The following is a 26,379-nucleotide window of genomic DNA, read 5'->3' on the forward strand; positions in this document are numbered from 1 at the left end:
TCATCATCCAATAAAGGAATATAAGAGGTGACCATGAGTAACGTACTGACCCGCCAGAGCCAGTTGTTGAAGATCGTCGAACCGGTGTTGAACGACATGCCTGCCAGTGTCTTGAAGCATGCGCTGTTCGAAGCGTTCTGGAATGAAGAGGGTGCGCTTGTGGACATCGAAAATGCCTTTGAGACACTGACTTCGCGCCGCCATCCGCCAGCAGCCTTGCGTAAGTTTTTCGCCAGTTGGTCCAAGACCAACAACTCGGCCGCCAGTGTCTCTGGCCTGGCCAACCGCATCACCTTGCTGGCCCGTTCCGAGCAGGGTTCCGAGGCTGCCGAGAAGCTCTATCGGGCCTGCGGCAGTCTGCAACGGATTACCGACGAGGATCTGGGCGCACTGGGCAATACCTTGCACTCGGACCTGTTCTACAACATGGCCACGCCTTTGTGCGGTGATGATCAGTGGCTGCTGAAGGAAAACTGCCTACCTTCGGCCCAGGCCTTCAAAGACTGGACTGACGCTCGCCGTCTGCGCGATCGCGATTTGCTGCAGGGACTGCTGACCACGTTGATCCATGAGGTGTACACCCATGGCGAGGTGGAGTTCATCCATCCGCTGTACAAACAGTGGTTTGTCCGCGACATGGGCGTACCCGCGGAAAAGGCTCGTGCGACAGTCGCCTGGGTCACCGTGCATACCGGTGGCACCGAGAGCAATCATTTCGCCCATGCCGTGGCGGCTGTCGACCAATTTGTCGATGCGATGCAGATCGCGGTCGATCAGGAAACTACCCGGGAAATTTTCGCCGAATACCTGCACCGCAAATCCAGCGTGATGAAGGATTGCGCGCAACTGTTGCAGTAATGGTGGAACGATGAACGATATGAAAGACGGAGTCTCTTCCTCGGCTGATGCTTGCGTGCGGCGCCGCTCTCTGTTGGCTGGCTGCGGCGCACACGCCGTGCATGACGGCCTGACCGACGTCATCTATGTGCTGTTGCCGATATGGCAGGCGCAGTTTGCCTTGAGCTACGCCCAAATTGGCCTGATGCGTGGCGCTTACTCCGGGATGATGGCCGGTTTCCAGCTGTTGGCAAGCCGGGCCGCCAGGCGATGGGGGCGAGAGCGCTTGCTGGTGGGCGGGACCGCGCTCGCGGGGTTGGCTTACTTGCTGGCAGGGCAGGCTGGCGGCTTGACGGTGTTGTTGTTGGCGCTGGTGTTGGGCGGATTGGGCGCTAGCACCCAACACCCACTGGCGTCTTCGTTGATCACCGATACGCACGAGGAGGGCGCGGGCGTCAAACAAGCATTGTCGCAGTACAACTTCTCCGGAGACATCGGCAAAACGTTGATACCAGGGTTGGTCGGCCTGTTACTGACGGTCATCAGCTGGCGCGCGAGCGTCACGCTGATAGGCCTGCTCGGTCTGGCCGCCGCCTGTCTGCTGTGGTGGCTGATTCCGGCGCGCGCGGTAACTTCATCCGGTCAGGGCAAGGCCTCCAGGGCAATCATGGGAAATGGCTCCGCCAGCGGGCTGCGGGCGCTCATCGTGACCGGCACACTGGACAGTGCAGTACGGATGGGGTTTCTCACCTTCTTGCCGTTCCTGCTGAAAGAGAAGGGGGCCGGGACGGCAGGCATAGGTCTGGCGTTGACAATGTTGTTTGTGGGCGGTGCATTCGGCAAGTTGCTGTGCGGCTATCTGGGCGCGCGCATCGGCATGATGAAAACCGTATGGCTGACCGAGTTCACCACCGCGGTGTTGATCATCATGTCGGTGTACCTGCCGCTGTTCGGCCTGATGGCGGTGTTGCCGCTGCTGGGGCTGGCGTTGAACGGAACATCGTCGGTGCTGTATGGCGCCGTGCCGGACCTGGCTGGCCCAGGCAAACGAGAGCACGCCTTCGCCGTGTTCTACACCGGCACCATCGGTGGCGGGGCGCTGGCACCGGTATTGTTTGGCAGCCTGGGCGACATCACAGGTATTCCTGCTGCTGTGATCATGTTGGCCGCCACTCTGTTGTTGACACTGCCCTTGTCCTGGTATGTGCAACGAGGCCTGGACGCTGATGCCCACCTTTATCAGAACGCGAGTTGATCGACCGTTTGCAGGTTCGATCAAGAAGACCTGAGTTGCCGTTCTTTAATCGTTTTCGCAGGTAAAAAAATGAATAACAGCGAGACCTCTGCAATCCGGTTTTCGTTATCCCATCGCGCTCTTGATCTCAGCGCGCCAGGAACATCGAGCATGCGCAGTAAAGCGAATGCCCTGAAAGAAAGTGGTATCAAAGTGATTAACTTTGCAGCCGGCGAGTTATCGCTCGACGCCTGCCAGGAGATGAAGGCGGGTGCCATCGCAGCAATAGAAGGGGCGCGAAATCGTTATACGCCGCCCATAGGGCTGCCTCGGCTGCGTGAAAAGCTCGCAGAACATGTCAGTCAACGTTGCGGGGTTGAGTTTGCCGCCAATGAAGTGGCGGTGACAGCCGGGGCCAAGCAAGCGCTCTTCAACGCTTCAATGGTGCTGCTCAATCCTGGTGATGAGGTGATTATTCCTGTGCCTTACTGGGAAACTTTTCCGACGCAAGTTCTTCTTGCCGGCGCCATTCCCGTGTTTGTCGATACCCAGCCCGATGACTACCGATTGACCTGCAAGGCGGTCGAAAGAGCGCTCACCAGCCGCACAAAAATGATCGTGATCAACACGCCAAACAATCCGACCGGAACGGTCTATCAAAGAGAGCAGTTATTGGGGATCGCCCAACTCGCGTTTGATCATCAGCTTTGGGTGGTTTTCGACGAGTGCTATCGCAAGCTGGTACGTCATCCCCATGTGCATCACAACATTCTGTCGCTATTTCCATTGCTGAAAAGACAGACGATTCTGGTTGATTCGTTCTCCAAGAGCCAGGCCGTAACAGGCTGGAGAGTAGGTTATGCCTGCGCACCGACAGAGGTGATCGGCGCCATGCATAACCTGCAGGGGCACACGACTTCAAACCCCAGCAGTCTCGCCCAGTATGCGGCGCTGAACACATTGATCGCCGATTCTGCGCACTTTGGTGACGAGGTGAACAGGTTTCTCGACGAACAACTGCTGGTGGCATGTACCTGCCTCGGTCATGTGGACGGCATCCGGTGCGCGCCACCGGAAGGGGCGTTTTATCTGTTTATCGATGTCTCCCGAAAGTTGGGTTGCCGTTACCTCGGAACGACAATTCGCGACGTCGATCATCTCGCCGATTTGCTATTGACCGAGGCACACATCGCGGTGGTTCCCGGCTCTGGCTGCGGCGATCCCTATAGCATTCGAATTTCGTACGCCGTTGAGCGTGAAGAGTTGATCGAAGGTTTGACGCGCTTTGGGCAATTCATGTCGCAAGTCGTCACGGATTGACCCTGACGTACCGATCAAGCGTGTTAATGGTCATCGTTATTCATCTTGTCGTAGAGAAGCCCCATCAATAACAAGGAGAGCAACACCATGGAGAAGTCGAGCCAGAAGTTTATCGACTACGTCAATCAGGCACTGGTCGATGTCGAGGACGGAAATCTTGTTGAGGCGCTGCTGAGTGGTTTTCACAACAACCCTGACAAGTTGAATGCCTATTGCGAGACCTATGAGGACATGACATCCAGCAACTGGACAGTGTCTTCACTGTGTACGTTCTTTTGTGGCTGGAGGAGCCCGGACGGGGCAGCCCATGCGGTATCGAGCATTATCGTGCGGATACTTCAGGAATCCGAATCGTTGAACGACGACGCCAGGTTGAAGATGCTGGAGGCGGCGCGGCATTGCGGGGAGATCATCATCGAAGATGTAGGGCTTGGCGAAATGCATGGGCACCCACACCATTCGAAGTTGTATTACCGCATGGCATCCGCCATTTGTGGCTCTGACGACTGGCGCCTGCAGGACAAGTTTCTGGATCCTGTCACCAAAGAGTTTTCCACCTGGGTCGGGCAAAAAAGACCGCTGGCGCCGGACCTCACCGAAGCGCTGGAAATGATGGCCATGACCGAATTGTTCAACACCGGCGAATACAACTTGATGACTCCGATGTGGAAGCAGTGGCTTCGGGAGGTTCGCGGCTATCCATCGGGTGAAGCCAATCGGGTCGCTGCCTTTCTCAGCGTTCATTGCGGAAGTGTAGAAGCCCGGCATTTCAGGCATGCGGCAGAGGCTTTGAGACTCTATGCCAGCGCTACCCATCAAGAGATCAACTATCGGCGTATCGAAAGTCTGTCCCGGGAGTATGTGGCCAAGGCCTGCGAACACCTTGGAAAGATGGCGTCTGTGTTGAAAAGCGAAGTGCCTGCCTGGGATTAATGTGATTTGACCGCTTATCAGTGATTTGTAGTGACAGTTACCGTCCGGGAGCCGCTCATTCAATTATAAAAATGGAGCGTAAATTCGCATGATCGACACTGACATCCGCCCAACCAGCCTGGCAACTCTGCTCGAGAGTAAGCGTTGCCTTCGCGTACTTGAAGCTCATAGTCCGATTTCAGCCTTGCTGGCACAACGAGCCAGACTCGAACTGGCGTCCGGGCAACATGTTTCATACGACGCCATTTGGTCGAGTTCGTTGACGGACTCGACACAGCGAGGTTTACCTGACATCGAAATTCTCTCTCCCAGTAACCGTCTACACGGTATTCGCGAGATTTTTGATGTCTGCTCGTTGCCGTTGATATTCGACGGTGATACCGGCGGCAAACCGGAGCACTTTGCGATTCACATCAAAATGCTCGAGCGTGCCGGCGTCTCGGCGGTGGTCATCGAAGACAAATGCGGACTGAAGAAGAACTCGTTGTTTGGTAATGCCGTCAGCCAGGAGCAAGACTCTATCGAAGAGTTCTGCGAGAAGATCCGCGTGGGTTGCGCCAGTCGAAGCCATCGGGACCTGATGATCATTGCGCGATGTGAAAGCCTGATTCTGGATCGGGGCATGGAGGACGCCATCGAGCGTTGTTTGGCGTATGTGGAGGCGGGCGCTGATGGAATCATGATTCACAGCCGGAAAAAGGACGGTCTGGAAATCCTCGAGTTTGCCCGGCTGTTTCGCTTGTACTGCGCAAAGGTGCCGCTGATTTGCGTGCCGACCAGTTACGCTCACCTGCGATTTGACGAGCTGGAGAAAGCGGGATTCAACGCGGTGATTTATGCCAATCACATGTTGCGCAGTGCGTACCTGGCGATGAGAGAGGTTGCCAATGGAATACTGGCCAATGGTCGAACGCTGGAGATGGAGCCTCGTTGTCTCGGGATCAATGAAATACTCGATCTGGTGCCTGGCACCCGATAGTTCAGGGGCTTCACCGAGGCAACGGCTCGCTTCGGTTGATTACCGGTCTCTCCAGGACACTCGATATTATCGGACGCTCTGAAACCACGCTGCTGCATGCAACGGCTGTAGGCGGAAGAAGCGGCGGCCGTATTCTACTCCGCACTTCGGCGGTCCTCGCGGCGTTCCTGACGTTGCCGTGATCCGCCGACGACCGCTCCTGCCACCGCAGCATCCTTGGCTTTGTTCTGCCGATATGCCCACCTGATTGTGGACTCGTGGCTCGGGGTCAGGCCGTCCTCTCCAGCATTAAATTTTTGCATCACTACTTGGCACTTTCGCTGCCGGTGTCACCGCTTGGTGCATTTTCATGAGAATTAATAGTGCATCGGCATTAATCGACGCGCCGCGCTGGACGCCTTGTATTACACGGAGAATAAAAACAGTGAGTAGGAATTTCCCGCTTGTAGGGCATAAAACTCAAATCAGTTGCCAAATGCACCATTTTCGTCCGATCCAGAGTTGTGCAAGTTACAAGTGGAAAAACCGTTTCAGTAGTCTTATCGATTTTCGTCTCAAAAATGAAACGATGTGTCGCAATTCCGGCTTGTCTAAGGGTTTTTCCGGTTTTTATCGATCGTAACAATACTTGGGCACAGCCCTTGCAAAAGTACTTTCAAACCACCGCTAGTGTGGTTTTTCATCGAAAAAAATAATGGGGGAACGTTATAAATGGGGCGCCAGAAATCAAACCGCAAAGGCCAAGTCTCTGGCGTCGGGACGCGTCAAGAGATTGCCGAATTCACGAGGAATTTGTTTCCAAATGAGACAGGAAGTTAACGACGCACACTGAGGTGCTCTACAGAAACAGTACTCACTAAAACAACGTAAGGCCTGATTTTATTGAAATAGCGAAGTTATAAGAAAATGCCGTCTGTATCGCGGCAAGGAGTAGGGTATGTCCCGAGCTTTTTTTAACGAAATGTATGATGCGAGTGGTGGCTGCCGCCCACATTACCAGGAGTTCGCGCGTTGGTTGGCGGACACACCTCTGGAGTTGCTGGATCAACGTCGTCGCGAAGCCGACCTGTTGTTCCACCGAGCCGGCATCACCTTCACCTTATACGGGGACGAGCAGGGCACCGAGCGGTTGATTCCGTTCGACATCATTCCGCGCAGCATCAAGGCCAGCGAATGGCAAATGGTCGAGCGGGGCTGCATTCAGCGGGTCCAGGCATTGAACATGTTCCTGGACGACATCTACCACGGGCAACGTATTCTCAAGGAGGGCATCATCCCGGCCGAACAGGTGTTGGCCAACGAGGGTTATCAGGTCGCCATGCAGGGCCTGAATCTGCACCGGGGCATCTATGCCCACATCGCCGGGGTCGATCTGGTCCGCGACGGCGATGGCAGCTACTACGTACTGGAAGACAATCTGCGCACTCCCAGCGGCGTCAGCTACATGCTTGAAGACCGCAAGATGATGATGCGTTTGTTCCCCGAGCTCTTCGCCGCCCAGCGTGTGGCGCCCATCGATCACTACCCGAACCTGCTGCTGGACACCTTGAGGAGCTCCAGTCCGCTGGACAATCCCACGACCGTGGTGCTGACCCCGGGCCGCTTCAACAGCGCTTACTTCGAGCATGCGTTCCTGGCCCGTGAAATGGGCGTGGAACTGGTTGAAGGCGCAGATCTGTTTGTCCGCGACGATCACGTTTATATGCGCACCACCGCTGGCCCCAGACAGGTGGACGTCATTTACCGCCGTCTCGACGATGCGTATCTCGATCCACTGTCGTTCAACCCGGACTCCATGCTTGGCGTGCCCGGCCTTATCGCCGCTTACCGCTCAGGCAACGTGGTGCTGGCGAACGCCGTCGGCACCGGTGTGGCGGACGACAAGTCGATCTATCCCTACGTCGGCGACATGATCCGCTTCTACCTCGCCGAGGAACCGATCCTCAAGAACGTGCCTACCTGGCAATGCCGCAAACCGGAAGAACTGTCCCATGTGTTGGCGAATCTGCCTGAGCTGGTGGTCAAGGAAACCCAGGGCTCCGGTGGCTACGGCATGCTGGTCGGCCCGGCGGCCACGGCGGCGGAAATCGAAGACTTCCGCGCGCGCCTCAAGGCACGCCCCGAAGCTTATATCGCCCAACCAACCCTGTGCCTGTCAACGTGCCCGACCTTTGTCGAAAACGGCATCGCCCCACGCCACATTGACCTGCGCCCGTTTGTGCTGTCGGGCAGAGAAACCCGTCTGGTGCCCGGTGGCCTGACCCGCGTGGCATTGCGCGAAGGCTCGCTGGTGGTGAACTCGTCTCAGGGCGGCGGCACCAAAGACACTTGGGTAGTGGAGGACTAAGACATGCTTTCAAGAACCGCTTCGGACCTCTACTGGATGTCCCGTTACCTGGAGCGCGCCGAAAACCTGGCGCGCATGCTCGAAGTCAGTTACTCGTTGTCGTTGATGCCTCAGGCGGGGCGCACCGATGGTCGCGCCGAGCTGGCGATGTCGCTGCTGGCCGCCGGCACGCTGGACGATTACAACGAGCGTTATGGCGAACTCAACACTGAGCGCATGTTGCACTTCTTCGCGCTGGATGAAACCAACCCCGGGAGTATCTATTGCTGTTTGCAAGCCGCGCGGGCCAATGCTCATGCCGTGCGCGGACGCATCACCGCCGACATGTGGGAGAACATCAACGCCACCTGGCTGGAGATGCGCAACATCGCCAGCAATGGTCTGGCGCGTTATGGCATCAGCCATTTCTGCGAGTGGGTCAAGGAGCGCTCGCACCTGTTCCGCGGTGCGACCTCGGGCACCATCATGCGCAACGATGCCTATTGCTTCATTCGTCTGGGGACTTTCCTTGAGCGGGCGGACAACACGCTGCGCCTGCTGGATGCACGCTACGAAATGTTTGGCGAGGAGTCGGAGGAGGTGAGTGACAACTCTGCGCGCGGCTACTACCAGTGGAGTGCCTTGCTGCGGGCCTTGTCGTCCTTCGAGGCGTTCAACGAGATCTACCGCAATGCACCGGGCGCCGAGCAGGTCTCCGAGATGCTGTTGTTGCGCGGCGACGTCCCGCGTTCGCTGCACGCCTGCATCGAGGAACTGGACCATATCCTCGCCAGCCTGCCGGGCAGTAACGGGCGGGCAGCCCAGCGGTTGGCCGCCGAGTTGAATGCTCGGCTGCGCTACACCGGTATCGACGAGATTCTCGGCTTCGGTCTGCACCTTTGGCTGACTGACTTCATCTCCCAGGTTCGCCATCTCGGCCAGACCGTTCACGAGTCCTATCTGGAGGCCGTATGAAACTGTCCATACGTCACGACACCACCTACAGCTACGCCGATGAAGTCTGCACCAGCATTCAGTTCCTGCGTCTGACGCCGCAGAACAGTGAACGCCAGCGCATCCTGGAATGGCACCTGGAACTGCCGCGCCTGGTGCGCAGCCAGTTTGATCCGTACGGCAACATCCTGCATGTGTTGACGATGGACGAACCCCATGGGGCCTTGGTACTGACAGCTTATGGTCAGGTGGATATCGACTCGGACCGTGAACTGGAGCGCGACAGCCAATCGCCTTTGCCGTTTTTGCGCACCAGTAAGCTGACGATAGCGGACGATGCCCTGAATGCCTTCGCCATGCAGCACTGCGGCATACGGCGTGATCGAACGGCGTTGACCGACCTGATGCACGGCCTGGCCGACCATATGGTCTACAACCCGGGCGCAACCACCGTGGACACCACGGCCGCCGAGGCGTTTGCGGTCGGAGGCGGGGTCTGTCAGGACCATACTCACGCCTTCCTGGCCTGCGCCCGTAGCCTGGGGATTCCTGCGCGTTATGTCTCCGGTTATCTGTGCACTGAAGATGAAAACCACTTGGCCAGTCATGCCTGGGCCGAAGCCTGGCTCGACGGTGGTTGGTACAGCTTCGATGTCACCAACCGACTGACCCGGCCCGAACGCCATCTGAAACTGGCGGTAGGCCTGGACTACCTCGACGCCTGCCCGGTACGTGGCATGCGTCGTGGTGGCGGGGCCGAGTCGATGCTGGCGCGGGTACAAGTAACGTCGCTGTTTCAGGTTCAGCACCAATAAGCCTGAAACGTTCACCGTAATTGGCCATGCCGTCGGGGAGACGGTATGGCCTTTCATCCAGAATTCACGAGTAAGCGCAAATGACTTATTGCGTCGCTATGCACCTGGCCGACGGGATGGTGTTCATCTCCGATTCACGGACCAATGCCGGTATCGACCAGATTTCAACGTTTCGTAAGTTGTTTATTTTCAGCACGCCGGGCGAGCGCCTCATTGTGTTGCAAACGGCGGGCAATCTGGCCACCTCGCAATCGGTGGTGAACTTGCTCAAGCAGCGTTGCAGTGGACCTGGCCCGCATCTGTTGAATGTCCGCACACTCTATGACGCCACCGTGCTGGTGGCCGAAACCGTTCGCGAAGTCGTCGCCCGGGACCGTACCAAGTTGGCAGGCAAGACCGACTTGAGTTGCTCTTTTCTGGTGGGCGGGCAGATCGCGGAGGGGCCGATGGATGTGTACAGCATTTACCCGCAAGGCAACTTCATTCAGGCGACGGAGGACACGCCATTCCTGCAATTGGGTGAAAGCAAGTACGGCCGACCGATACTCGATCGCAACCTCACGTACCGCACATCACTCGAAGAGGGCCTGCGCTGCGGGCTGATCTCGTTCGACTCGACCATGCGCAGCAACCTGTCGGTGGGTATGCCGCTGGACCTGCTGGTGTTCAGAAAAGACAGTTTTGGCGGTGCAAAAAGTTATCGCATCACGGCCGACGACCCGTATTTCATGCGTATCCGAATGCAGTGGGCGGCCGGACTGCAGGACATGCTTGCCGCACTGCCGGAGCCGCCGGACGCTTACATGTCGGGGGGCTGCCAATAAAGCGCTGACTCTGCGTCAGCGCTGAAGTAAAGCGGCCGGGCCAGCGTTTGGGACAAAGGCAAAGGCTTCGATACGTTCGGTCCTATCGGCCCATGGTTGGTCACTCAAGATGAATTCGGTGATCCGCACACGCTGGACCTGTGGCTGGAAGTCGACGGACACCGCTATCAGAAAGGTAATACACGGACTCTGATCTTTCTGCGTCCGGGTCAGACCATGCGTCTGGGTATCGAGGGGCTGGGTGAACAGCATCAGTTCACGGTGCAAGCAGACTGATCCGGCGGAAGTAATTTATTGAAGCGGGGACGGAGCCATCGTTTCAATGATTTACTTCCGAGCGTTCAAAACGCTGTGTGCAAAGCCGTGTGAAACGGGGCCAATCCTGAAACATAATGTTGGCGATAGTAGGAATGTTCGGATGGTTGTGCGATTCATTACTCTTTGAATTTATTGTTTTTTTAGAAAAATATTACATATCCATGTTGCGATAAGTCGAAATCCGGTTTTGTTGCATGAAATTACTTGTTCATACGCAACACTTTTGGGCTAACTGACGCGAGAATTGGATAAGTAATTGAGGCTAATGTTGCTGTTCCCGAAGCCTATCGTCCGATCTGCCGCTTTCGACCCAATTTGAGTGCATGCACACTGGATACGTTCACGACCGATCCTTCACTCGGCTCTGAAGCAGCAACGGCTGCCTGCTAAACCCCGACTGCCTGCACCATTCCAGCGTGGACACACCAAACCAGCGATGGAACGCACGCGAGAATGTGCTGACATCGGCATAACCCAGCAGATGCGCCACTTGCGTCAGACTGATCGTCGGGACCTGCAGGTAATTGCGCACCAATTGCTGGCGTGTCTCATCCAGCAACTGCTGAAATGACGTGCCTTCTTGAGCCAAATGGCGTTGCAAGGTCCGCGGGTTGACTGCCATGCAGTCGGCCACTCTATCGATCGTCGCACGACCGCTAGGCAACAGATTGCGCAGCAATTGTCTGACGTAGCCGGGCATCTCGTCTGCCGACAAGCGTTCCATGCCCGACAGATGTTGAGCGATGAGTTGATGCAGGGTTTCGCTGGCGCAATCCAGCGGCTGCGTCAGCACGCAAGCGTCGAATAGCAGACCGGTGTGCGCTGCGGAGAAGGTCGGCGTGATACCCAGCGCCTGCCGATAGACCCGCTCATCTGCAAGGGGGGGATGACGGAGCATTACCGCCTCGGGTTGCCATTGATCCCCGGCCAAGGTTCGCATCAGTTGTAGACCGACACCACACGCCAGTTCTTCTGCTTGAGGCAATCCGCCAATCGCCGCCTCATCGGTCCGGTAGCCAAGCAAAGCAACGCCCTCGAAAACCTCCAGATCGATATGCGCCGCGCCGTTGTACAGCGCGAAATTGGCGCGCAGCTCGAGCAAGGCATCGCCGATGGTTCGGGCGTTGTGAATCAGGAAAAAAATATCACCGAAGACGTCGACCCCTTGATAGAGCCCAAATTCCAGGCCGAACAACGGGGTATTCGAACGCTGTTGGCACAGCTCCAGCAAGCCGCAATAGTGCTGGAAGGACAGGATATCTTCCGGGCGCTGCAGAGAAGCCACAGGCACAGAAGCCCGACGCAGCATCTGGCTCGGGTCCAGGCCTTGACGCCGGGCGAATTGATCGAATCCCGCCAGGCTGAGTGCACGAATGAACGGATTGGAAGGCATGTCATTTACCGATGAGTGTGCTGCATGCGCTGCTTCCACTTTTGCGGGCTGATGCCGTACCAGCGAGTGAAGGCGCGGGAAAATGTGCTCAGATCGGCATAACCCAGCAAGCTTGCCAGTTGCGTAAGGTTGATCGACGAATCGCAGAGGTAGCGCGCGGCCATCGCCTGGCGCGTGTCGTCCAGCAGTTCCTGAAATCGCGTGCCTTGCGCCCGAAGATAGCGTTGCAAGGTGCGCGGGCTGATCATCATGTACACCGCCATGTCGCGAAGCGTGACCGGGCCATTGGCAAGTTCATTACGCAGCCGTTTTTGCACGTAAGACGGCAACTCTTGCAGCGTCACGCGCGCAAGCTCGTCAATGTGTTGCTGGGCCAATTGCTGACACCTGGCGTCCGTCGCTCCCAAAGGTATCGCCAGCAATGCCTCATCAAACACCCAGGCATTGACGGGGCTGTCAAAGCGCGGGGGTACACCCAGCAGCGCGCGATAGGCAATGCGGTTTGTCGGAGCACAATGGCGCAACATCAGGCCTCTCGGCTTCCAGGCGTGCCCCAACAGTTCGCGGAGCAAGCAGGCGGCAATTCCCATCGCCAACTCCACCGTCTGTCGTACCGAGACCAACGTTCCATCAGTGACTTCGTACAAAAGCAGGGCACCGCCGGCCTGGCGTTCAAGACGCACTAGCGCGCCGTCGCTATGTATATGGAAATAACGTGTCAGTAGATTCAGCGCCTCGCCCACGTTGCCTGTACTGCGCATGGTGTACAGCAGGGTGCCGAGACTTTGCGTGCCCTGGCGCAAGCCAAACTGTAAGCCGAACAGAGGATTGTTCGAACGCACTGCACACAACTCGATCAAGGCATTGAACTGGGCGCCGGAAAGTTGCGCATCCAGCGGGTCTACGGCCAGATGAACCTCAGCCAGCGCCGAATCCGGATCGATGCCCTGACTGACAGAGAACTCCTTGAACCCCAGCAGAGCAGTGCCACGGACAGTGGACATTATCTCGCCCCCCCGAATGAAGCACAGCCTTTGGCCTGAGGAGTACTGGCACGATTTGCAAAATCTCTGGCGCGATTTGCAAAGCTTTCACCCTTGTTCCGAGACCAGACTCGAACCACCAATAACAAAAGACCTGCGTTCGGCCCAAGGCCGGACGATGGAGGTATTCGATGCGTCGGTTCCTGTTCGTTTTCCTGGTGCTCGCGCTGATTTCGGGTGCGCTTTATTTTCAGCCTCGGCCCGCTAACCACACTGTTGTTCATCATACCAATCACCCACCGGTTGCCAGTATCAGCGATGCCTTCACGCATTTCTGAGGATTAAAGCGTTCTTTCCTGCACAGATGAGTGCTCGCGGAACTCGCCGCCAGACAGCGCTCCATGCAGGAACATCTGCTCGAGCGTTCGTGCCGAATCAGCATTGGCGGCACGCCCGCGCTGTTCGGCATCCACCAGGCCATAGACCAACGTGATGAACAGCTCGGTAAAAATCGCTGCGGTGATGTCGATGCGAAACAACCCTTTTTGCTGGCCTCTCAGGAAGAACCCATCCAGCGCCTCCAGGTAAAACTGCCAGCGTGTGTCACCCCGTTCAAAGTCAAGGAAGTCAGGGCGGTATTGCGCCATCAGAAAGGCCAGCAGTTCGCGATGGGCGAGATGCTTCCGGATCAATCGGCGTAGCGCGTCCAGCGGTTCCAGGTGCTGTAAACCGGCGCTGCGGATAATCAGATTGAGCGTGCCCTCGGCGTATTCTTCCAGTCGCTGCCCCAGGTTTTCCCGTGTTCCGCAGTAGCGGTGCAGGGTCGCCTTGCTCACGCCTGCCAATTGCGCCAACTCTTTCATCGTTGCCCGCGGTCGGTTGACGACCGCCACGGTCAGCGTCTTGAGCAGGTGTTCATCATGGGAAATCGGGTTCATCACCAAGCCTCAAGCGATGTTCATATAAGGTTCACATATTTCTCATATGAGACATATTTGACTCATTAGGGTTTAGAAAGTAGCATTCGCACCAAATTCAATCAAGCCTTGGGTGAGTTATGGGCAATTTGCGTGCAGTAAGGATGGCGGGCTCGCTGGCAGTAGCCATTGCGCTGGCAGGATGTGGGCCGGCGAATGAACAAGCGGGTGTGGCCGAAGTGGCGCGCCCGGTAGAAGTGCTGGCGGTGAAGACTGAGCCTTTGGCGCTGACTTCGGAGCTGCCGGGCAGGGTGGAACCCATGCGGGTCGCTGAAGTGCGCGCACGGGTGCCCGGCATCGTGATGCAAAAACGTTTTGAAGAGGGCGCTGACGTCAAAGCCGGGGACCTGCTGTTCCAGATCGACCCGGCGCCGCTCAAAGCGGCTTTATCGCGCGCCGAAGGTGAACTGGCCCGCACCCAGTCCGTTGCGCTTGAGGCACAGGCACGGGTCAAGCGCTATGAACCGCTAGTGAAGATCGAGGCGGTCAGCCAACAGGATTTCGACAGTGCCATGGCTGACCTGCGCAGTGCTCAGGCGGCAACCCGTTCGGCCCAGGCCGATCTGCAAAGCGCCCGGCTGAACCTCGGTTATGCCTCGGTGACGGCGCCGATTTCTGGCCGCGTCGGCCGTGCACTGGTAACCGAAGGTGCCCTGGTCGGTCAGGGGGACGCGACGTTGATGGCGCGGATTCAACAGCTTGATCCGGTGTATGTCGATTTCACCCAGTCGGCGGCCGACGCACTGCGTCTGCGCGAATCGCTCAAGGGCGGAAAGCTCTCCGCCGACGACAACAAGGCGCTGTCAATTCGTGTCGAGGGCACACCCTACGAGCGCCAGGGTGCACTGATGTTTACCGATGTCGCGGTGGATCGTGGCACCGGCCAGGTATCGTTGCGCGGCAAGTTTGCCAATACCGACGGTGTCCTGTTGCCGGGCATGTTTGTGCGCGTGCGCACGCCACAAGGCACTGACAACCAGGCCATTCTCGTGCCGCAACGCTCGGTGCAACGCGGCAGCGATGGCGGCGCCCAGGTGATGGTGGTAGGCGCAGACGACCGGGTCGAGTCACGCAATGTGGTCACCGGTGCCATGCAGGGTTCGCGCTGGCAGATCAGTGAGGGATTGAAGGCGGGCGATCAGGTGATTGTCGGCGGACTTGCCGGCCTGCAACCGGGCGCCAAGGTCGCACCGGGCCAGTCTCACGCCCAGGCTCAGCTGCCTGAGTCGAAACAGTAAGGGCGCAGTCGCCGCGAGGATATTCCGATGTCTCAGTTTTTCATCAAGCGCCCGAACTTTGCCTGGGTGGTGGCGTTGTTCATCTCTCTGGCTGGTCTGCTGGTCATCCCGATGCTGCCGGTGGCGCAGTACCCCAATGTCGCGCCGCCGCAAATCAGGGTTACGGCTACCTATCCTGGTGCCTCGGCGAAAGTGTTGGTGGACTCGGTCACCAGCGTGATCGAAGAGTCGCTCAATGGCGCCAAGGACCTGCTCTATTTTGAGTCGACCAACAACTCCAACGGCATTGCCGAGATTGTGGTCACTTTCCAGCCAGGCACTGATCCGCAGTTGGCCCAGGTGGATGTACAAAACCGCCTGAAAAAGGCCGAAGCACGTATGCCGCAGGCGGTGCTCACCCAAGGTCTGGAGGTAGAACAGACCAGTGCCGGTTTCCTGCTGATCTATGCGCTCAACTACAAGGAAGGCACCCAGCACAGCGATACGACCGCTCTGGGTGACTATGCCGCACGCAACATCAACAACGAACTGCGCCGGGTGCCGGGCGTCGGCAAGCTGCAATTCTTCTCCTCTGAAGCAGCCATGCGCGTCTGGATCGACCCGCAGAAACTGGTGGGTTACGGGCTGTCCATCGATGACGTGAGCACAGCCATCCGCGGGCAGAACGTGCAGGTGCCGGCCGGCAGCTTCGGCAGTACTCCGACCAACAGCCAGCAGGAACTGACAGCCACGCTGGCGGTGAAAGGTACTCTGGATAATCCGGAAGAATTCGCACGCATCGTTCTGCGCGCCAACGAGGACGGCTCGACGGTCAAACTGGCGGATGTCGCCCGCGTGGAAGTCGGCCAAGAGAGTTACAACTTCAACTCGCGTCTGAATGGCAGACCGGCGGTGGCGGCGGCGATCCAGTTGTCCCCCGGCGCCAACGCGATCAAGACCGCGACGGCCGTCAAGGAACGCCTGGCCGAACTGTCCGCCTATTTCCCGGACGACGTGGAATATTCCGTCCCCTACGACACTTCGCGTTTCGTCGATGTCGCTATCGAGAAGGTGATCCATACCTTGATCGAGGCGATGGTGCTGGTATTCCTGGTGATGTTCCTGTTCCTGCAGAACATCCGCTACACGTTGATCCCGTCGATTGTGGTGCCGGTGTGTCTGCTGGGCACGCTGCTGATGATGTATCTGCTGGGCTTCTCGGTGAACATGATGACCATGTTCGGCATGGTGCTCGCGATCGGCATTCTCGTGGACGACGCCATCGTAGTGGTGGAGAACGTTGAACGGATCATGGCCGAGGAGGGGCTGTCACCGGTCGACGCCACGGTCAAAGCGATGGGACAAGTATCGGGAGCGATCATCGGCATCACCCTGGTGCTGTCGGCGGTGTTCATGCCACTGGCGTTCATGTCCGGCTCGGTGGGTGTGATCTATCAGCAGTTCTCGGTGTCGCTGGCAGTGTCGATTCTGTTCTCGGGCTTCCTGGCGCTGACGTTCACTCCGGCGCTGTGTGCCACGCTGCTCAAGCCGATTCCTCAGGGACACCATGAAAAGCGCGGTTTCTTCGGCGCCTTCAACCGTGGCTTTGCCCGGCTCACCGAGCGTTACTCGATCCTGAACAACGGGCTGGTGTCGCGTGCCGGCCGGATGATGTTGGTGTACGTGGGCATCATTGCGATGCTCGGTTACTTCTATCTGCGCTTGCCGGAGTCGTTTGTGCCCGTGGAGGACCAGGGCTACATGATCGTCGACGTCCAGTTGCCACCGGGCGCGACCCGTACCCGTACCGAAGCCACCGGTGAACAATTGGAGCGGTATCTTGCCTCCCGTGACGCGGTCCAGTCGACGTTCCTGGTGTCGGGCTTCAGTTTCTCCGGGATGGGCGATAACGCGGCGCTGGCATTCCCGGTGTTCAAGGACTGGTCGCTGCGTGGCGAAGATCAATCGGCCATGGCGGAAGTCATGGCGCTGAACGAGCAATTTGCCGTGACCAACGACGGTGCAGTGATGGCGGTGCCTCCGCCACCGATTGATGGCCTGGGCAACTCCGGCGGTTTTGCGCTGCGCCTGCAGGATCGCGCTGGCCTGGGCCGCGAAGCATTGATCGCAGCCCGCGATCAGTTGTTAGGGCAGGCCAATGGCAACCCGAAAATCCTCTACGCAATGATGGAAGGCCTGGCCGAGTCGCCGCAATTGCGGGTGGTGATCGACCGTGACAAGGCCCGCACCCTGGGTGTGAGTTTCGAGTCGATCAGCCGTGCATTGTCAGCCGCGTTCGGTTCGGAGGTGATCAACGACTTCACCAACGCTGGCCGTCAGCAGCGTGTGGTGGTGCAGGCCGAGCAGGGCGACCGGATGACCCCGGAAAGCGTGCTCAAACTGTACGTGCACAACAGCGCGGGCAATCTGGTGCCGCTCAGCGCCTTCGTCACCACCCACTGGGAGGAAGGTGCGGTGCAACTGGTGCGCTACAACGGTTATCCGTCGATCCGGATCGTCGGTGATGCCGGGCCGGGATATAGCACCGGTGAAGCCATGGCGGAAATGGAGCGAATCGCCGCGCAATTGCCGGCGGGTTTCAGCTACGAGTGGACCGGGCTGTCGTATCAGGAAAAGGTCTCCAGCGGTCAGGCGACGCAACTGTTCGCGCTCGCGATCCTGGTGGTGTTCCTGTTGCTGGTCGCACTCTATGAAAGTTGGGCAATTCCCCTGACCGTGATGCTGATCGTGCCGATCGGTGCCATCGGTGCGGTACTCGCGGTGATGGTCGCCGGCATGCCTAACGACGTGTACTTCAAGGTTGGCCTGATCACCATCATCGGTCTGGCAGCGAAGAACGCAATCCTCATCGTCGAGTTCGCCAAAGAACTTTGGGAGAAAGGTTACAGCCTGCGCGACGCTGCCATCGAGGCCGCACGCCTGCGCTTCCGGCCGATTGTCATGACCTCCATGGCTTTCATCCTCGGCGTTGTGCCGCTGGCGTTGGCGACCGGGGCCGGGGCGGCGAGTCAGCGTGCAATCGGTACCGGTGTGATCGGCGGCATGCTCAGCGCGACATTGCTGGGTGTGCTGTTCGTACCGATCTGTTTTGTCTGGGTGCTATCGATGCTGCGTAGTAAACCGGCCCCCATTGAACAACCCGCTTTGACTCAGGAGTGACTCATGCGTATTTCAGCTTTTTCTACGCTGGTGATCGCCATGCTGCTGGGTGGTTGCTCGTTGGCGCCCACTTATGAGCGGCCCGTTGCGCCGGTTGCGGATAACTGGGCGGGTGAGTCGATGAAGCAGGGCAGTCCGATCAACCAACTGGTGTGGCAGACGTTTATCGTCGATCCCGACCTGCGCCGCCTGGTGGTGATCGCTCTCGAGAACAACCGCTCACTGCGCCAGACGCTTCTGGATATCGAGCAGGCCCGGGCGCAATACCGCATCCAGCGTGCCGACCGGGTACCGGGGTTGAATGCCAACGCAGCGGGCAATCGCCAGCGCTTGCCGGCGGATTTGGCCAACGACGGCCGGGCGGGCGTTGCCAGCAACTATCAGGTCGGCCTGTCGCTGCCTGAGTACGAGTTGGATCTGTTCGGTCGGGTGAAGAGCCTCAGTGACTCCGCGTTGCAAGAGTACCTGGCCACCGAAGAAGCCGCACGCGCGGCGCAGATCGCACTGATCGCCGAGGTCAGCCAGGCTTATCTGGTTCACGATGGCGCCCAACGTCGTCTGGATCTGACGCAACAAACCCTGATCAGCCGCGAGTACTCGTTTGTCCTGATCAGCCAGCGCCGCTCGAACGGTACGGCGACCGCGCTGGATTACCAGGAAGCACTGGGATTGGTGGAGCAATCGCGCGCAGAGCAGGAAAGCAATCTGCGGCAGAAGCAACAGGCCTTTAACGCGCTGGTTCTGTTGCTCGGCACCAAAGATGCGGCGAAGTCGATTCCCGAACGGTTGCAGAAGGAGCCGATGCTGGTTCAAGACATCGCGCCTGACACCACCTCGACGCTGATCGAACGCCGACCGGACATTCTCGCCGCCGAGCATCGTCTGCAGGCGCGCAATGCTGACATTGGTGCGGCGCGCGCGGCGTTCTTCCCGCGTATCAGTCTGACGGGCAGCTTCGGCACCTCCAGCGCGCAAATGTCCGGTTTGTTCGACGGTGGATCACGTTCCTGGAGCTTTGTCCCCAACCTGTCGTTGCCGTTGTTCGATGCCGGACGCAATCGAGCGGGGTTGAGTCTGGCCGAAGCCCGCAAGGACTCTGCGGTGGCGGCGTATGAGGGCACGATTCAGACGGCGTTCCGCGAGGTCGCCGATGCACTGGCCGCTACCGACACCTTGCGCCGGGAGGAAGCCGCCCGACGCGCGCTGGCCAATACCAGCAGCGAGACGCTGAAACTGGCCAAGGCCCGTTATGAAGGCGGCATCGATAGTCACCTGCGTTACCTCGACGCCCAGCGCGCCAGCTTCGTCAACGAGACGGCATTCATTGAGGTCAGCACTCAGCGTCAGATTGCCTTGGTCGATCTGTTCCGCTCGCTGGGCGGGGGATGGTCATCGCAAGCAATGGCCAGATAAGACGCTGGCAAGCGCTCCTTGGGTTGGCGCATCCAACCTGTTTTTTTAGCCCCGTGGACCGTCAGGTCGCGGGGCTCTTTTTTTGGAGGAGTGAGGAGTAGGGATTATTGGGGACGTACTACGCAGGCAGCGCCATGCAGGAACATCTGCTCCAGCACATTGGCTGAGTTGGCACTTGCCGCGCGCCCACGGCGTTCCGCATCGACCATGCCGAAGATCATGGTCAGGAACAGTTCAGTGAAGACCGCAGCGGTGACATCGATGCGGAAGGCGCCCAATTGCTGGCCGCGCAGAAAGAATGCATCAAGGGCATCTGCATAAGACTGCCAACGATCACCTTCGCCATTTACCGCGAAGGTGTCGGGGCGATACTGAAAGAGCAGGAAGACCAGCATTTCACGATGCGCCAAGTGCTCATTGATCAGACTTCGCAGCGCTTCCACCGGCTCGCCGTGCAACAGGTCGGTCGTGGTGGTGATCTGGTTGAGCACCGTCTCTCCATGGCTTTCCATCATCTGCACCAGGTTGTCACGGGTGCCGCAAAAGCGGTGCAGGGTGGCCTTGCTCACGCCAGCGGCTTCAGCCAGTTCCTTGAGCGTCGCACGAGGGCGATCAACGATGGCCAGAGCCAACGCCTTGATGAGTCTTTCGTCTTGGGGAGTCAGGGACATCAGTAGGTCTCGGATCGAATTTCAATGCTGGAATTGTGCAGGAAAAGCTCATTACTGCAACGAAAACCACAGAACAGGAGGAGATTACTTCATTTGAGACATTATTTGCTCAGTTGTGGCTCTCAAGGTTGCCCACATCAATAATGTTTTTGAGTGTCATGATCTGCAAAAAACATGGCGTGATCTGCCAAGCTTTTGCATCTGCCAGTACCCAGAATCGAAACCCTCAATAACAAAAGACACTGCATTTGGCTCCCGCCAGATGACGGAGGTTTCCGATGCGCCCGATTCTTTTTTCCTGCCTGGCCGTGACCCTGATCTCACTCGCCATTTACTCCATTCATAGCTTCTACTCGCGGGGTTCCTATGGCGCTTTTGGCTCCGCGGTATCCAGGCACGTGGCGGTCTCCCAGCCGAATTATCCCGTCGCCAGCATGGGCGAAGTCTTCAGAAGTTTTTGATAAACCGCCGTTTCCGAGCTGAAGAACGCCGATTTCAATACCCTGGAAATGCCAGTAAGGGCTCCCCAATGTGCGACCTCATCCACTACCGTGTCGAAGACGGTCTGGCCCTGATAGGCCTGAACCGTGCACCGGTCAACGCACTCGATCAGTCATTGCGCGCAGCTCTCATCAATGCCTGCGAGCGCGCTGCTGCCGACATTACCGTGGGGGCCATTATTCTCTATGGCGCACAGGGGCTGTTCAGTGCCGGTGCCGATATCAAGGAGTTTGGCACCGAGGCCTGCTTTGCCGAACCCAGCTTGCCCGGCACCCTGACACGCCTGAGCGAAATCCATAAACCGTTGGTTGCCGCGCTCGGCACACTGGCGCTGGGAGGAGGGCTGGAGCTGGCCCTGGCCTGTGGATACCGGATTGGCGAGCCGGGCGCGCGGATGGGACTGTCGGAAATCAATCTGGGCCTGTTACCCGGCGCTGGCGGAACTCAACGCCTGCCCAGGCTGATCGGCGCCGAATCGGCACTGAACCTGATTCTGTCCGGTGAACAGATCGATGCTGAGCGCGCTCGCATGCTAGGCATCCTCGACCGCATCGCCACCAGTGCCGAGCAATTGCTGGATGAAGCGCGTGCTTATGCCCATGAGCTGATCGACTGCGGCGCCCCGGCGCGGCCGGCAGAGGCCTGGCCAAACCCCGCCGAAGACCTGCCGGATGATTTCCTCGCGCGTTACCGCGTTGAGCATGAACCCCGCTGGAAAAGCCGTCTGGCGCCACGTCTGGTGCTCTCTGCGTTGGAAGCAGCCTGCCTGTTGCCGATGGAAGAAGGGCTCGTGCGGGAACTGACGTTGTTCAAGCAGGCTGAGGCGTCACGCCAGTCCAGGGCGCTGCGCCATGTGTTCTTCGCTGAACGTGAAGCCCGGCGTATTCCGCAGATCGAGGCAGCCGTTGCACTGCGCAAGATCAACAAGATTGCGGTAATCGGTGCCGGCACCCTCGGTTGTGGTATCGCCATGAACTTCGCCGATGTCGGCATTCCCGTGGCGTTAATGGACCTAGATGGTCGTACGCTGAATCGTGGCCTCGAGCGAGTTCGCGAAAACTATCAACTTAGCGTCAAGCGCGGAAAGCTGAGCGCCGTACAAGTGCAACAGCGGATGGAGTTGTTGTTTGGCACGCTCGACTATGCAGACCTGTCTGATGCCGACCTGGTCATCGAGGCGGTGTGCGAGAAGATGGAAATCAAACAGCAGGTGTTTCTCTCTCTGGAGAAGTTCTGCAAGCCGGGTGTCATTCTCGCGACCAACACCTCATCGCTCGATATCGACGCGCTCGCGGCGACCGTTTCCCGCCCGCAAGATGTGATTGGTCTGCATTTTTTCACTCCTGCCAACGTCATGCGTCTGGTGGAAATTGTGCGTTGCCAAGCCACGGCGCCGGACGTGGTGGCCACCGCCATGGACATCGCCGGGCGTATCGGCAAGCTTCCGGTCATCTCGGGGAACGGCGCAGGTTCTATTGGCAATCGCATGCTCGAACCTTATGCCCGCGAAGCCCATCGCCTGGTGTTGGAGGGGGCGACACCGGCACAGGTCGATGCTGTGCTGACCGGTCTGGATTTGAACATGGGTGTATTCAGCATGCTGGATCTGGCCGGTATCGATGTGAGTTTCTTGATGCGCGAGGCTAATCGCGCGGCCATTGCCCATGACCAAAGCTATTGCTGCCTCGCTGAAGAACTGTATGCCTTGGGGCGATACGGTCAGAAGAGTGGGCGTGGCTTTTATCTCTACGAAGGACGTAGCCGTACGGAAGACAAAGAGATCGTCACGCTGGCCGAACAGCTTGCCAGGGAACTCAACGTTACCCGGCGTTGCATTGAAGACCTGGAGATCCATGATCGTTGCTTGTTCACGATGATCAACGAGGGGATCCGCTTGCTGGACGAAGGCATTGCCTTGCGCGCCAGCGACATTGATCTGGTGTGGATCAACGGCTACGGATTTCCCGCCCATCTCGGCGGCCCGATGCATTACGCAGAACAGTTGGGCCTGGACACGGTGCTCAATCGCATCCTCCACTATCGCCACGTGCTGGGCGAATACGGCGAGATGTGGTTCCGGCCGGCGGCGCTGCTGGAGCGTCTGGTCGCCGCCGGCAAGTGTCGCATCGAAAAAATCTGAAAAATCCTCTTTCTCCGGGGGAGCGCCAGGATAAGGGCGACCACGCATCACCCATACCCTGGCCCGAACCCGGAGGAAGGGGGCCTGTCTGCCTGTAAAACGCGCTAGCGCAAGACGTACCGTCATTCTTTTCGAGGTGTATTGATGACTCACGATTTCGCCCAGAACTTTTCCCTTGCCGACCGAACCGTGTTGATCACCGGTGCCTCCAGCGGCATCGGTGCGCACCTGGCACGGGTCGCCGCTCGTGCCGGCGCCCGGGTGGTTCTGACTGCGCGGCGCCTCGAAAGGCTTGAACAAGTGGCCAGGGACATTGAGTGGGAGAGCGGCCAGGCGCTGTCGGTCGCGCTCGACGTCACTGACCGGGCCAGCGTCGAGGCGGCCTTCGATGTTGCCCAGACGCATTTCGGCGTGGTCGATGTGGTCCTCAATAACGCCGGCATTGGCAACGGCCAGCGCCCGCTGGAGATCAGCGAAGAGCAGTGGCGCGCCATGCTTTCGACCAATCTGGACGGTGTCTGGCGGGTGGCTCAGGTCGCCGCGCAACGGCTGGCCAAGGCCGGGCGTAGCGGGAGCATCGTCAACGTTGCCTCGATCCTTGGATTGCGCGTCGGAACCGGTTACAGCCATTACTGCGCCGCAAAAGCCGGCGTGGTGCAATTGACCAAGTCACTGGCGCTGGAACTTGCGCGGTACAACATCCGGGTCAACGCCATCGCACCGGGCTACTTCAAGACCGAAATGAACGAAGACTTTTTCGACGGCGACAAGGGCAACAGCTACATTCGTGAGCTGGTGCCCATGCGCCGATTGGGCGAGCTGCACGAACTGGCAGGCCCCTTTCTACTGCTGGCGAGCGACGCCGGTACATTCATGACTGGCAGTGTGCTGGCCGTGGATGGCGGCCATCTGGTCAGCAGCATTTGATGATCCGCTCAGTGACTGGCCACCAAAAGGGCCAGCGCAGTGCAAGCCGTCTCGGTTTCGGTCCTCAGGCGTTGCAGATCGCCATGGGCGGACCACGCAATGGTCAACCCATCGACCAGATGAATCAGCAGTCGGCTCACAGCCTTCAAAAAAGCCTCTTCCAGCTCAGCCCCCATGGCTCGCTCCAGCGCCCGCTCCGTCGCCTCGATGGCCACTGAGTAGATCTTGCTCGCCATTTCGGGGTCATTGCGCATCGCCCAGAAGAACAACTCTATCTGCGCCTTGGCCGCGTCCGGATGGTCGATGAACCACGTGATCAATTGCCGTAAAACTTCCGCCGCGGTTTCAGCGGCTGTCGTCCCGGCAGGCACATGCTCCAGGGCTTGATGGGGCAGATTGAACAGCGATTCGTAGACTGCATAAAAGAGGTCGTTCTTGGTGTGGAACACGTAGTGCAACGATGCCAAGGGACAACCGGCCGCCGCCGCAATGCGCCGGGTAGTCGCATTGGCGACGCCGTGTTCGGCAATCACCTTGACCGTCGCTTCAACGAAATCCTGCCTGCGTAATTCAGCGCCCATTCTGGCCATAGATCAGCAATCTCCAATATTTCCTGGCGCCCCCGTGACGGCGGTGGGCGGTGTCGACGCTAGCGGATGCTACAGCAACGAATCGCCAAACGTCATGGATGCCTGTGCGTTCCGAAACCGTTGCACCATTATTGGTAACGAGTGTTTCGTTAATTCCCGGTTTGGTGCGTGCCAACGAAACACCTAGCTACGTTTTGCGAAAACATCGTTGGCCAAATCTTCCCGAGGTTCTCCCAATCGATTGATAAAAAACAACTATTTCCAACGCTGTGGATCTTGGCACCGGCCTTGCTTTGATCAAACGACTTGGTCATTTGATCAAGTCAGATGATTAGGTTAGCGCAGGCAACGTGTTACCGCCTTAAAAACGGACACATTGCTGATCAAGGCCCACGAGGATCCTCCAATGAACACAGTAATTGAGTGCCCCAATAATGAAGTCTTCACACGGGGCGGGATCAGACATCTGATTGCGGCCATCGCCGCATCGGCTTTCATCTGTACGGGGCAAGCGGCAGAAAAGGATCCTGCGTTGCTCGGTACCCAATTGACCCCACTGGGAGGCGAGGTCGCGGCGAGCGCCGATGGTGTCATTCCGGCCTGGACGCCACCAGGCCCACAGGGTGCCAGCTGGAGTCATGGCCAAGTGCGCGGGCAGCAATGGAAGTTCAAGGACGACAAACCGCTGTTCAGAATCGATTCGGGCAACGTCGCGAAATACGCCAGCAAGCTTTCGCCTGGCCAGGTGGAAATGTTCAAAAAGATTCCGGGTTACCGGATGGATGTGTACCCGACGCGTCGCAGTTGTGGCGTACCCGATTTCGTTGCAGAAAACACCAAAAAGAACGTCGGTTTCGCCAAACTCGACGGCGATGGCCTGGCGCTGCAGGAAGCCTACGTGCCCGGTATTCCGTTTCCGTTTCCGACCTCGGGTGCCGAGGTCATGTGGAACATGAAAATGCGCTACCGCGGCGTCGGCTTCGATATGTCGAAAACCGTTTCCGGGATTTCGCCACGCAAGGGCAGTGAAGACTGGCTGCGAACCTCCACCGACTGGTTCATGTACACGCCATGGGGAGTGAAGGGCAGTGCGCTGTTTTCCTCATTCGATCGCCTCGAAGTCGCGACCTACTTCAGCTACTCCGACCCCGCAGCCCTTGCCGGGCAGGCCGGGGTGGTGACTACCAAGGCTGGCGAGCAAGCCACCACGTTCTACTACTTCCCGGGCCAGCGCCGCGTACGTCGCATGCCGGCGTATTCCTACGATGCGCCGCAAATCGGTCTCGATAACCAGTACACCATCGATGAGTCCAATGTGTTCTTCGGCCCGATGGATCGCTTCGACTGGAAGCTGGTCGGCAAGCAGGAAATGCTCGTGCCCTACAACTCGTTCGGTGCCTACGACAACTCGGCGAAGATCGAGGATGTGGCCAAGCGCGACTTCATCGCCCCCGAATCGCGCCGCTATGAAATGCACCGTGTCTGGGTGGTCGAGGCCACTGTACGCCAGGGCATGCGCCATCAGGCGCCGAAGCGCCTGTTCTACATCGACGAAGACAGCTGGAACGCGCTGATGGCGGTGGATTACGACAAGCAAGGGCAAATCTGGAAAGTCCGCGAGGGTTACACGATCCCGGTCTACGAGACTGGCACCTGCGATATGGAAGCCCAGGCGCAATACAACCTCGTTGATGGTCGCTACCTGTACGACATGACATCAATTGGTACCGGCAAGAACGACCATCGCTGGCTGACCGATAGCGCCAACAACCCTCGTCTGAAACGCGACTTCTACACCTCAGACAATCTGCGCGCCACCAGCGAACGCTAACAGCAGTTTCCGGGAA

The 26,379-nt window shown here is 58.3% G+C and carries 22 protein-coding genes and 1 pseudogene; 18 read left to right on the forward strand and 5 right to left on the reverse strand.

Going from position 1 to position 26,379, the window contains the following annotated elements; genetic code table 11:
* Positions 1-33 precede the first annotated feature (33 nt).
* The 10 genes and pseudogenes from ACEN9A_RS13995 to ACEN9A_RS14040 form a co-directional block, all read left to right on the forward strand.
* Positions 34-858, forward strand: coding sequence for a hypothetical protein (locus ACEN9A_RS13995; RefSeq protein WP_230173694.1), 825 nt, complete (start codon positions 34-36; stop codon positions 856-858).
* Between the two features lie 10 nt (positions 859-868).
* On the forward strand, positions 869-2,092 hold the full coding sequence (locus ACEN9A_RS14000) for an MFS transporter (RefSeq protein WP_258674067.1): 1,224 nt from the start codon (positions 869-871) through the stop codon (positions 2,090-2,092).
* Between the two features lie 69 nt (positions 2,093-2,161).
* Complete coding sequence (locus ACEN9A_RS14005) at positions 2,162-3,391, forward strand: pyridoxal phosphate-dependent aminotransferase (protein ID WP_258674068.1); 1,230 nt, start codon at positions 2,162-2,164, stop codon at positions 3,389-3,391.
* An 87-nt stretch (positions 3,392-3,478) separates the two neighbouring features.
* Entirely contained in the window at positions 3,479-4,324 is an 846-nt protein-coding gene (locus ACEN9A_RS14010; protein ID WP_230173707.1) for a hypothetical protein, read from the forward strand.
* An 88-nt stretch (positions 4,325-4,412) separates the two neighbouring features.
* Positions 4,413-5,303, forward strand: coding sequence for a phosphoenolpyruvate mutase (aepX, locus tag ACEN9A_RS14015; RefSeq protein WP_258674071.1), 891 nt, complete (start codon positions 4,413-4,415; stop codon positions 5,301-5,303).
* A gap of 937 nt (positions 5,304-6,240) precedes the next feature.
* Positions 6,241-7,650, forward strand: coding sequence for a circularly permuted type 2 ATP-grasp protein (locus ACEN9A_RS14020; RefSeq protein ID WP_007938225.1), 1,410 nt, complete (start codon positions 6,241-6,243; stop codon positions 7,648-7,650).
* A 3-nt stretch (positions 7,651-7,653) separates the two neighbouring features.
* Entirely contained in the window at positions 7,654-8,604 is a 951-nt protein-coding gene (locus ACEN9A_RS14025) for an alpha-E domain-containing protein (RefSeq protein WP_258674074.1), read from the forward strand.
* Entirely contained in the window at positions 8,601-9,398 is a 798-nt protein-coding gene (locus tag ACEN9A_RS14030; RefSeq protein ID WP_258674075.1) for a transglutaminase family protein, read from the forward strand. Before ACEN9A_RS14025 ends, ACEN9A_RS14030 begins: the two co-directional genes overlap by 4 nt.
* An 80-nt stretch (positions 9,399-9,478) precedes the next feature.
* Entirely contained in the window at positions 9,479-10,222 is a 744-nt protein-coding gene (locus ACEN9A_RS14035; RefSeq protein ID WP_258674077.1) for a proteasome-type protease, read from the forward strand.
* A 36-nt stretch (positions 10,223-10,258) separates the two neighbouring features.
* A pseudogene (locus ACEN9A_RS14040) lies at positions 10,259-10,498 on the forward strand (fumarylacetoacetate hydrolase family protein); the annotation flags it as partial.
* 382 nt (positions 10,499-10,880) lie between these two features.
* Here ACEN9A_RS14040 and ACEN9A_RS14045 read toward each other — a convergent pair.
* Positions 10,881-11,933 (reverse strand): AraC family transcriptional regulator, encoded by a 1,053-nt coding sequence (locus ACEN9A_RS14045; protein ID WP_258674078.1) that lies wholly within the window; start codon positions 11,931-11,933, stop codon positions 10,881-10,883.
* A 5-nt stretch (positions 11,934-11,938) separates the two neighbouring features.
* Entirely contained in the window at positions 11,939-12,940 is a 1,002-nt protein-coding gene (locus ACEN9A_RS14050; RefSeq protein WP_309475244.1) for an AraC family transcriptional regulator, read from the reverse strand.
* Between the two features lie 167 nt (positions 12,941-13,107).
* On the opposite strand from ACEN9A_RS14050, the gene ACEN9A_RS14055 reads away from it, so the two are divergent.
* On the forward strand, positions 13,108-13,254 hold the full coding sequence (locus ACEN9A_RS14055) for a hypothetical protein (RefSeq protein WP_019578898.1): 147 nt from the start codon (positions 13,108-13,110) through the stop codon (positions 13,252-13,254).
* Between the two features lie 3 nt (positions 13,255-13,257).
* Here ACEN9A_RS14055 and ACEN9A_RS14060 read toward each other — a convergent pair whose 3' ends face one another.
* Complete coding sequence (locus ACEN9A_RS14060) at positions 13,258-13,854, reverse strand: TetR/AcrR family transcriptional regulator (RefSeq protein ID WP_019578899.1); 597 nt, start codon at positions 13,852-13,854, stop codon at positions 13,258-13,260.
* A gap of 119 nt (positions 13,855-13,973) precedes the next feature.
* Here ACEN9A_RS14060 and ACEN9A_RS14065 point away from each other — a divergent pair, with 119 nt between their 5' ends.
* From ACEN9A_RS14065 to ACEN9A_RS14075, 3 genes are read left to right on the forward strand one after another with little or no spacing between them, the layout of a single operon-like run.
* Positions 13,974-15,131, forward strand: coding sequence for a MexC family multidrug efflux RND transporter periplasmic adaptor subunit (locus ACEN9A_RS14065; RefSeq protein WP_026331644.1), 1,158 nt, complete (start codon positions 13,974-13,976; stop codon positions 15,129-15,131).
* 27 nt (positions 15,132-15,158) lie between these two features.
* Complete coding sequence (locus ACEN9A_RS14070) at positions 15,159-18,290, forward strand: multidrug efflux RND transporter permease subunit (RefSeq protein WP_019578901.1); 3,132 nt, start codon at positions 15,159-15,161, stop codon at positions 18,288-18,290.
* Between the two features lie 3 nt (positions 18,291-18,293).
* The gene (locus ACEN9A_RS14075; RefSeq protein WP_019649715.1) at positions 18,294-19,703 is read left to right on the forward strand and encodes an efflux transporter outer membrane subunit; all 1,410 of its coding nucleotides are present in this window, start codon (positions 18,294-18,296) and stop codon (positions 19,701-19,703) included.
* A 104-nt stretch (positions 19,704-19,807) separates the two neighbouring features.
* Here ACEN9A_RS14075 and ACEN9A_RS14080 read toward each other — a convergent pair whose 3' ends face one another.
* Positions 19,808-20,374 (reverse strand): TetR/AcrR family transcriptional regulator, encoded by a 567-nt coding sequence (locus ACEN9A_RS14080; protein WP_019578903.1) that lies wholly within the window; start codon positions 20,372-20,374, stop codon positions 19,808-19,810.
* Positions 20,375-20,652: 278 nt separating this feature from the next.
* Here ACEN9A_RS14080 and ACEN9A_RS14085 point away from each other — a divergent pair, with 278 nt between their 5' ends.
* From ACEN9A_RS14085 to ACEN9A_RS14095, 3 genes are all read left to right on the forward strand, one after another.
* Entirely contained in the window at positions 20,653-20,835 is a 183-nt protein-coding gene (locus ACEN9A_RS14085; RefSeq protein ID WP_019578904.1) for a hypothetical protein, read from the forward strand.
* A 68-nt stretch (positions 20,836-20,903) separates the two neighbouring features.
* Positions 20,904-23,015 carry an enoyl-CoA hydratase/isomerase family protein gene (locus tag ACEN9A_RS14090; RefSeq protein ID WP_019649716.1) on the forward strand — a complete coding sequence of 704 codons (2,112 nt, stop codon included), beginning with the start codon at positions 20,904-20,906 and terminating at the stop codon, positions 23,013-23,015.
* A gap of 144 nt (positions 23,016-23,159) precedes the next feature.
* Complete coding sequence (locus ACEN9A_RS14095) at positions 23,160-23,942, forward strand: SDR family NAD(P)-dependent oxidoreductase (RefSeq protein WP_019578905.1); 783 nt, start codon at positions 23,160-23,162, stop codon at positions 23,940-23,942.
* A gap of 8 nt (positions 23,943-23,950) precedes the next feature.
* Here ACEN9A_RS14095 and ACEN9A_RS14100 read toward each other — a convergent pair whose 3' ends face one another.
* Entirely contained in the window at positions 23,951-24,532 is a 582-nt protein-coding gene (locus ACEN9A_RS14100) for a TetR/AcrR family transcriptional regulator (protein ID WP_026331646.1), read from the reverse strand.
* A 406-nt stretch (positions 24,533-24,938) separates the two neighbouring features.
* Here ACEN9A_RS14100 and ACEN9A_RS14105 point away from each other — a divergent pair, with 406 nt between their 5' ends.
* The gene (locus tag ACEN9A_RS14105) at positions 24,939-26,363 is read left to right on the forward strand and encodes a DUF1329 domain-containing protein (protein WP_019578907.1); all 1,425 of its coding nucleotides are present in this window, start codon (positions 24,939-24,941) and stop codon (positions 26,361-26,363) included.
* Positions 26,364-26,379 lie beyond the last annotated feature (16 nt).

It is taken from the genome of Pseudomonas sp. Pseusp18 (assembly GCF_059506005.1).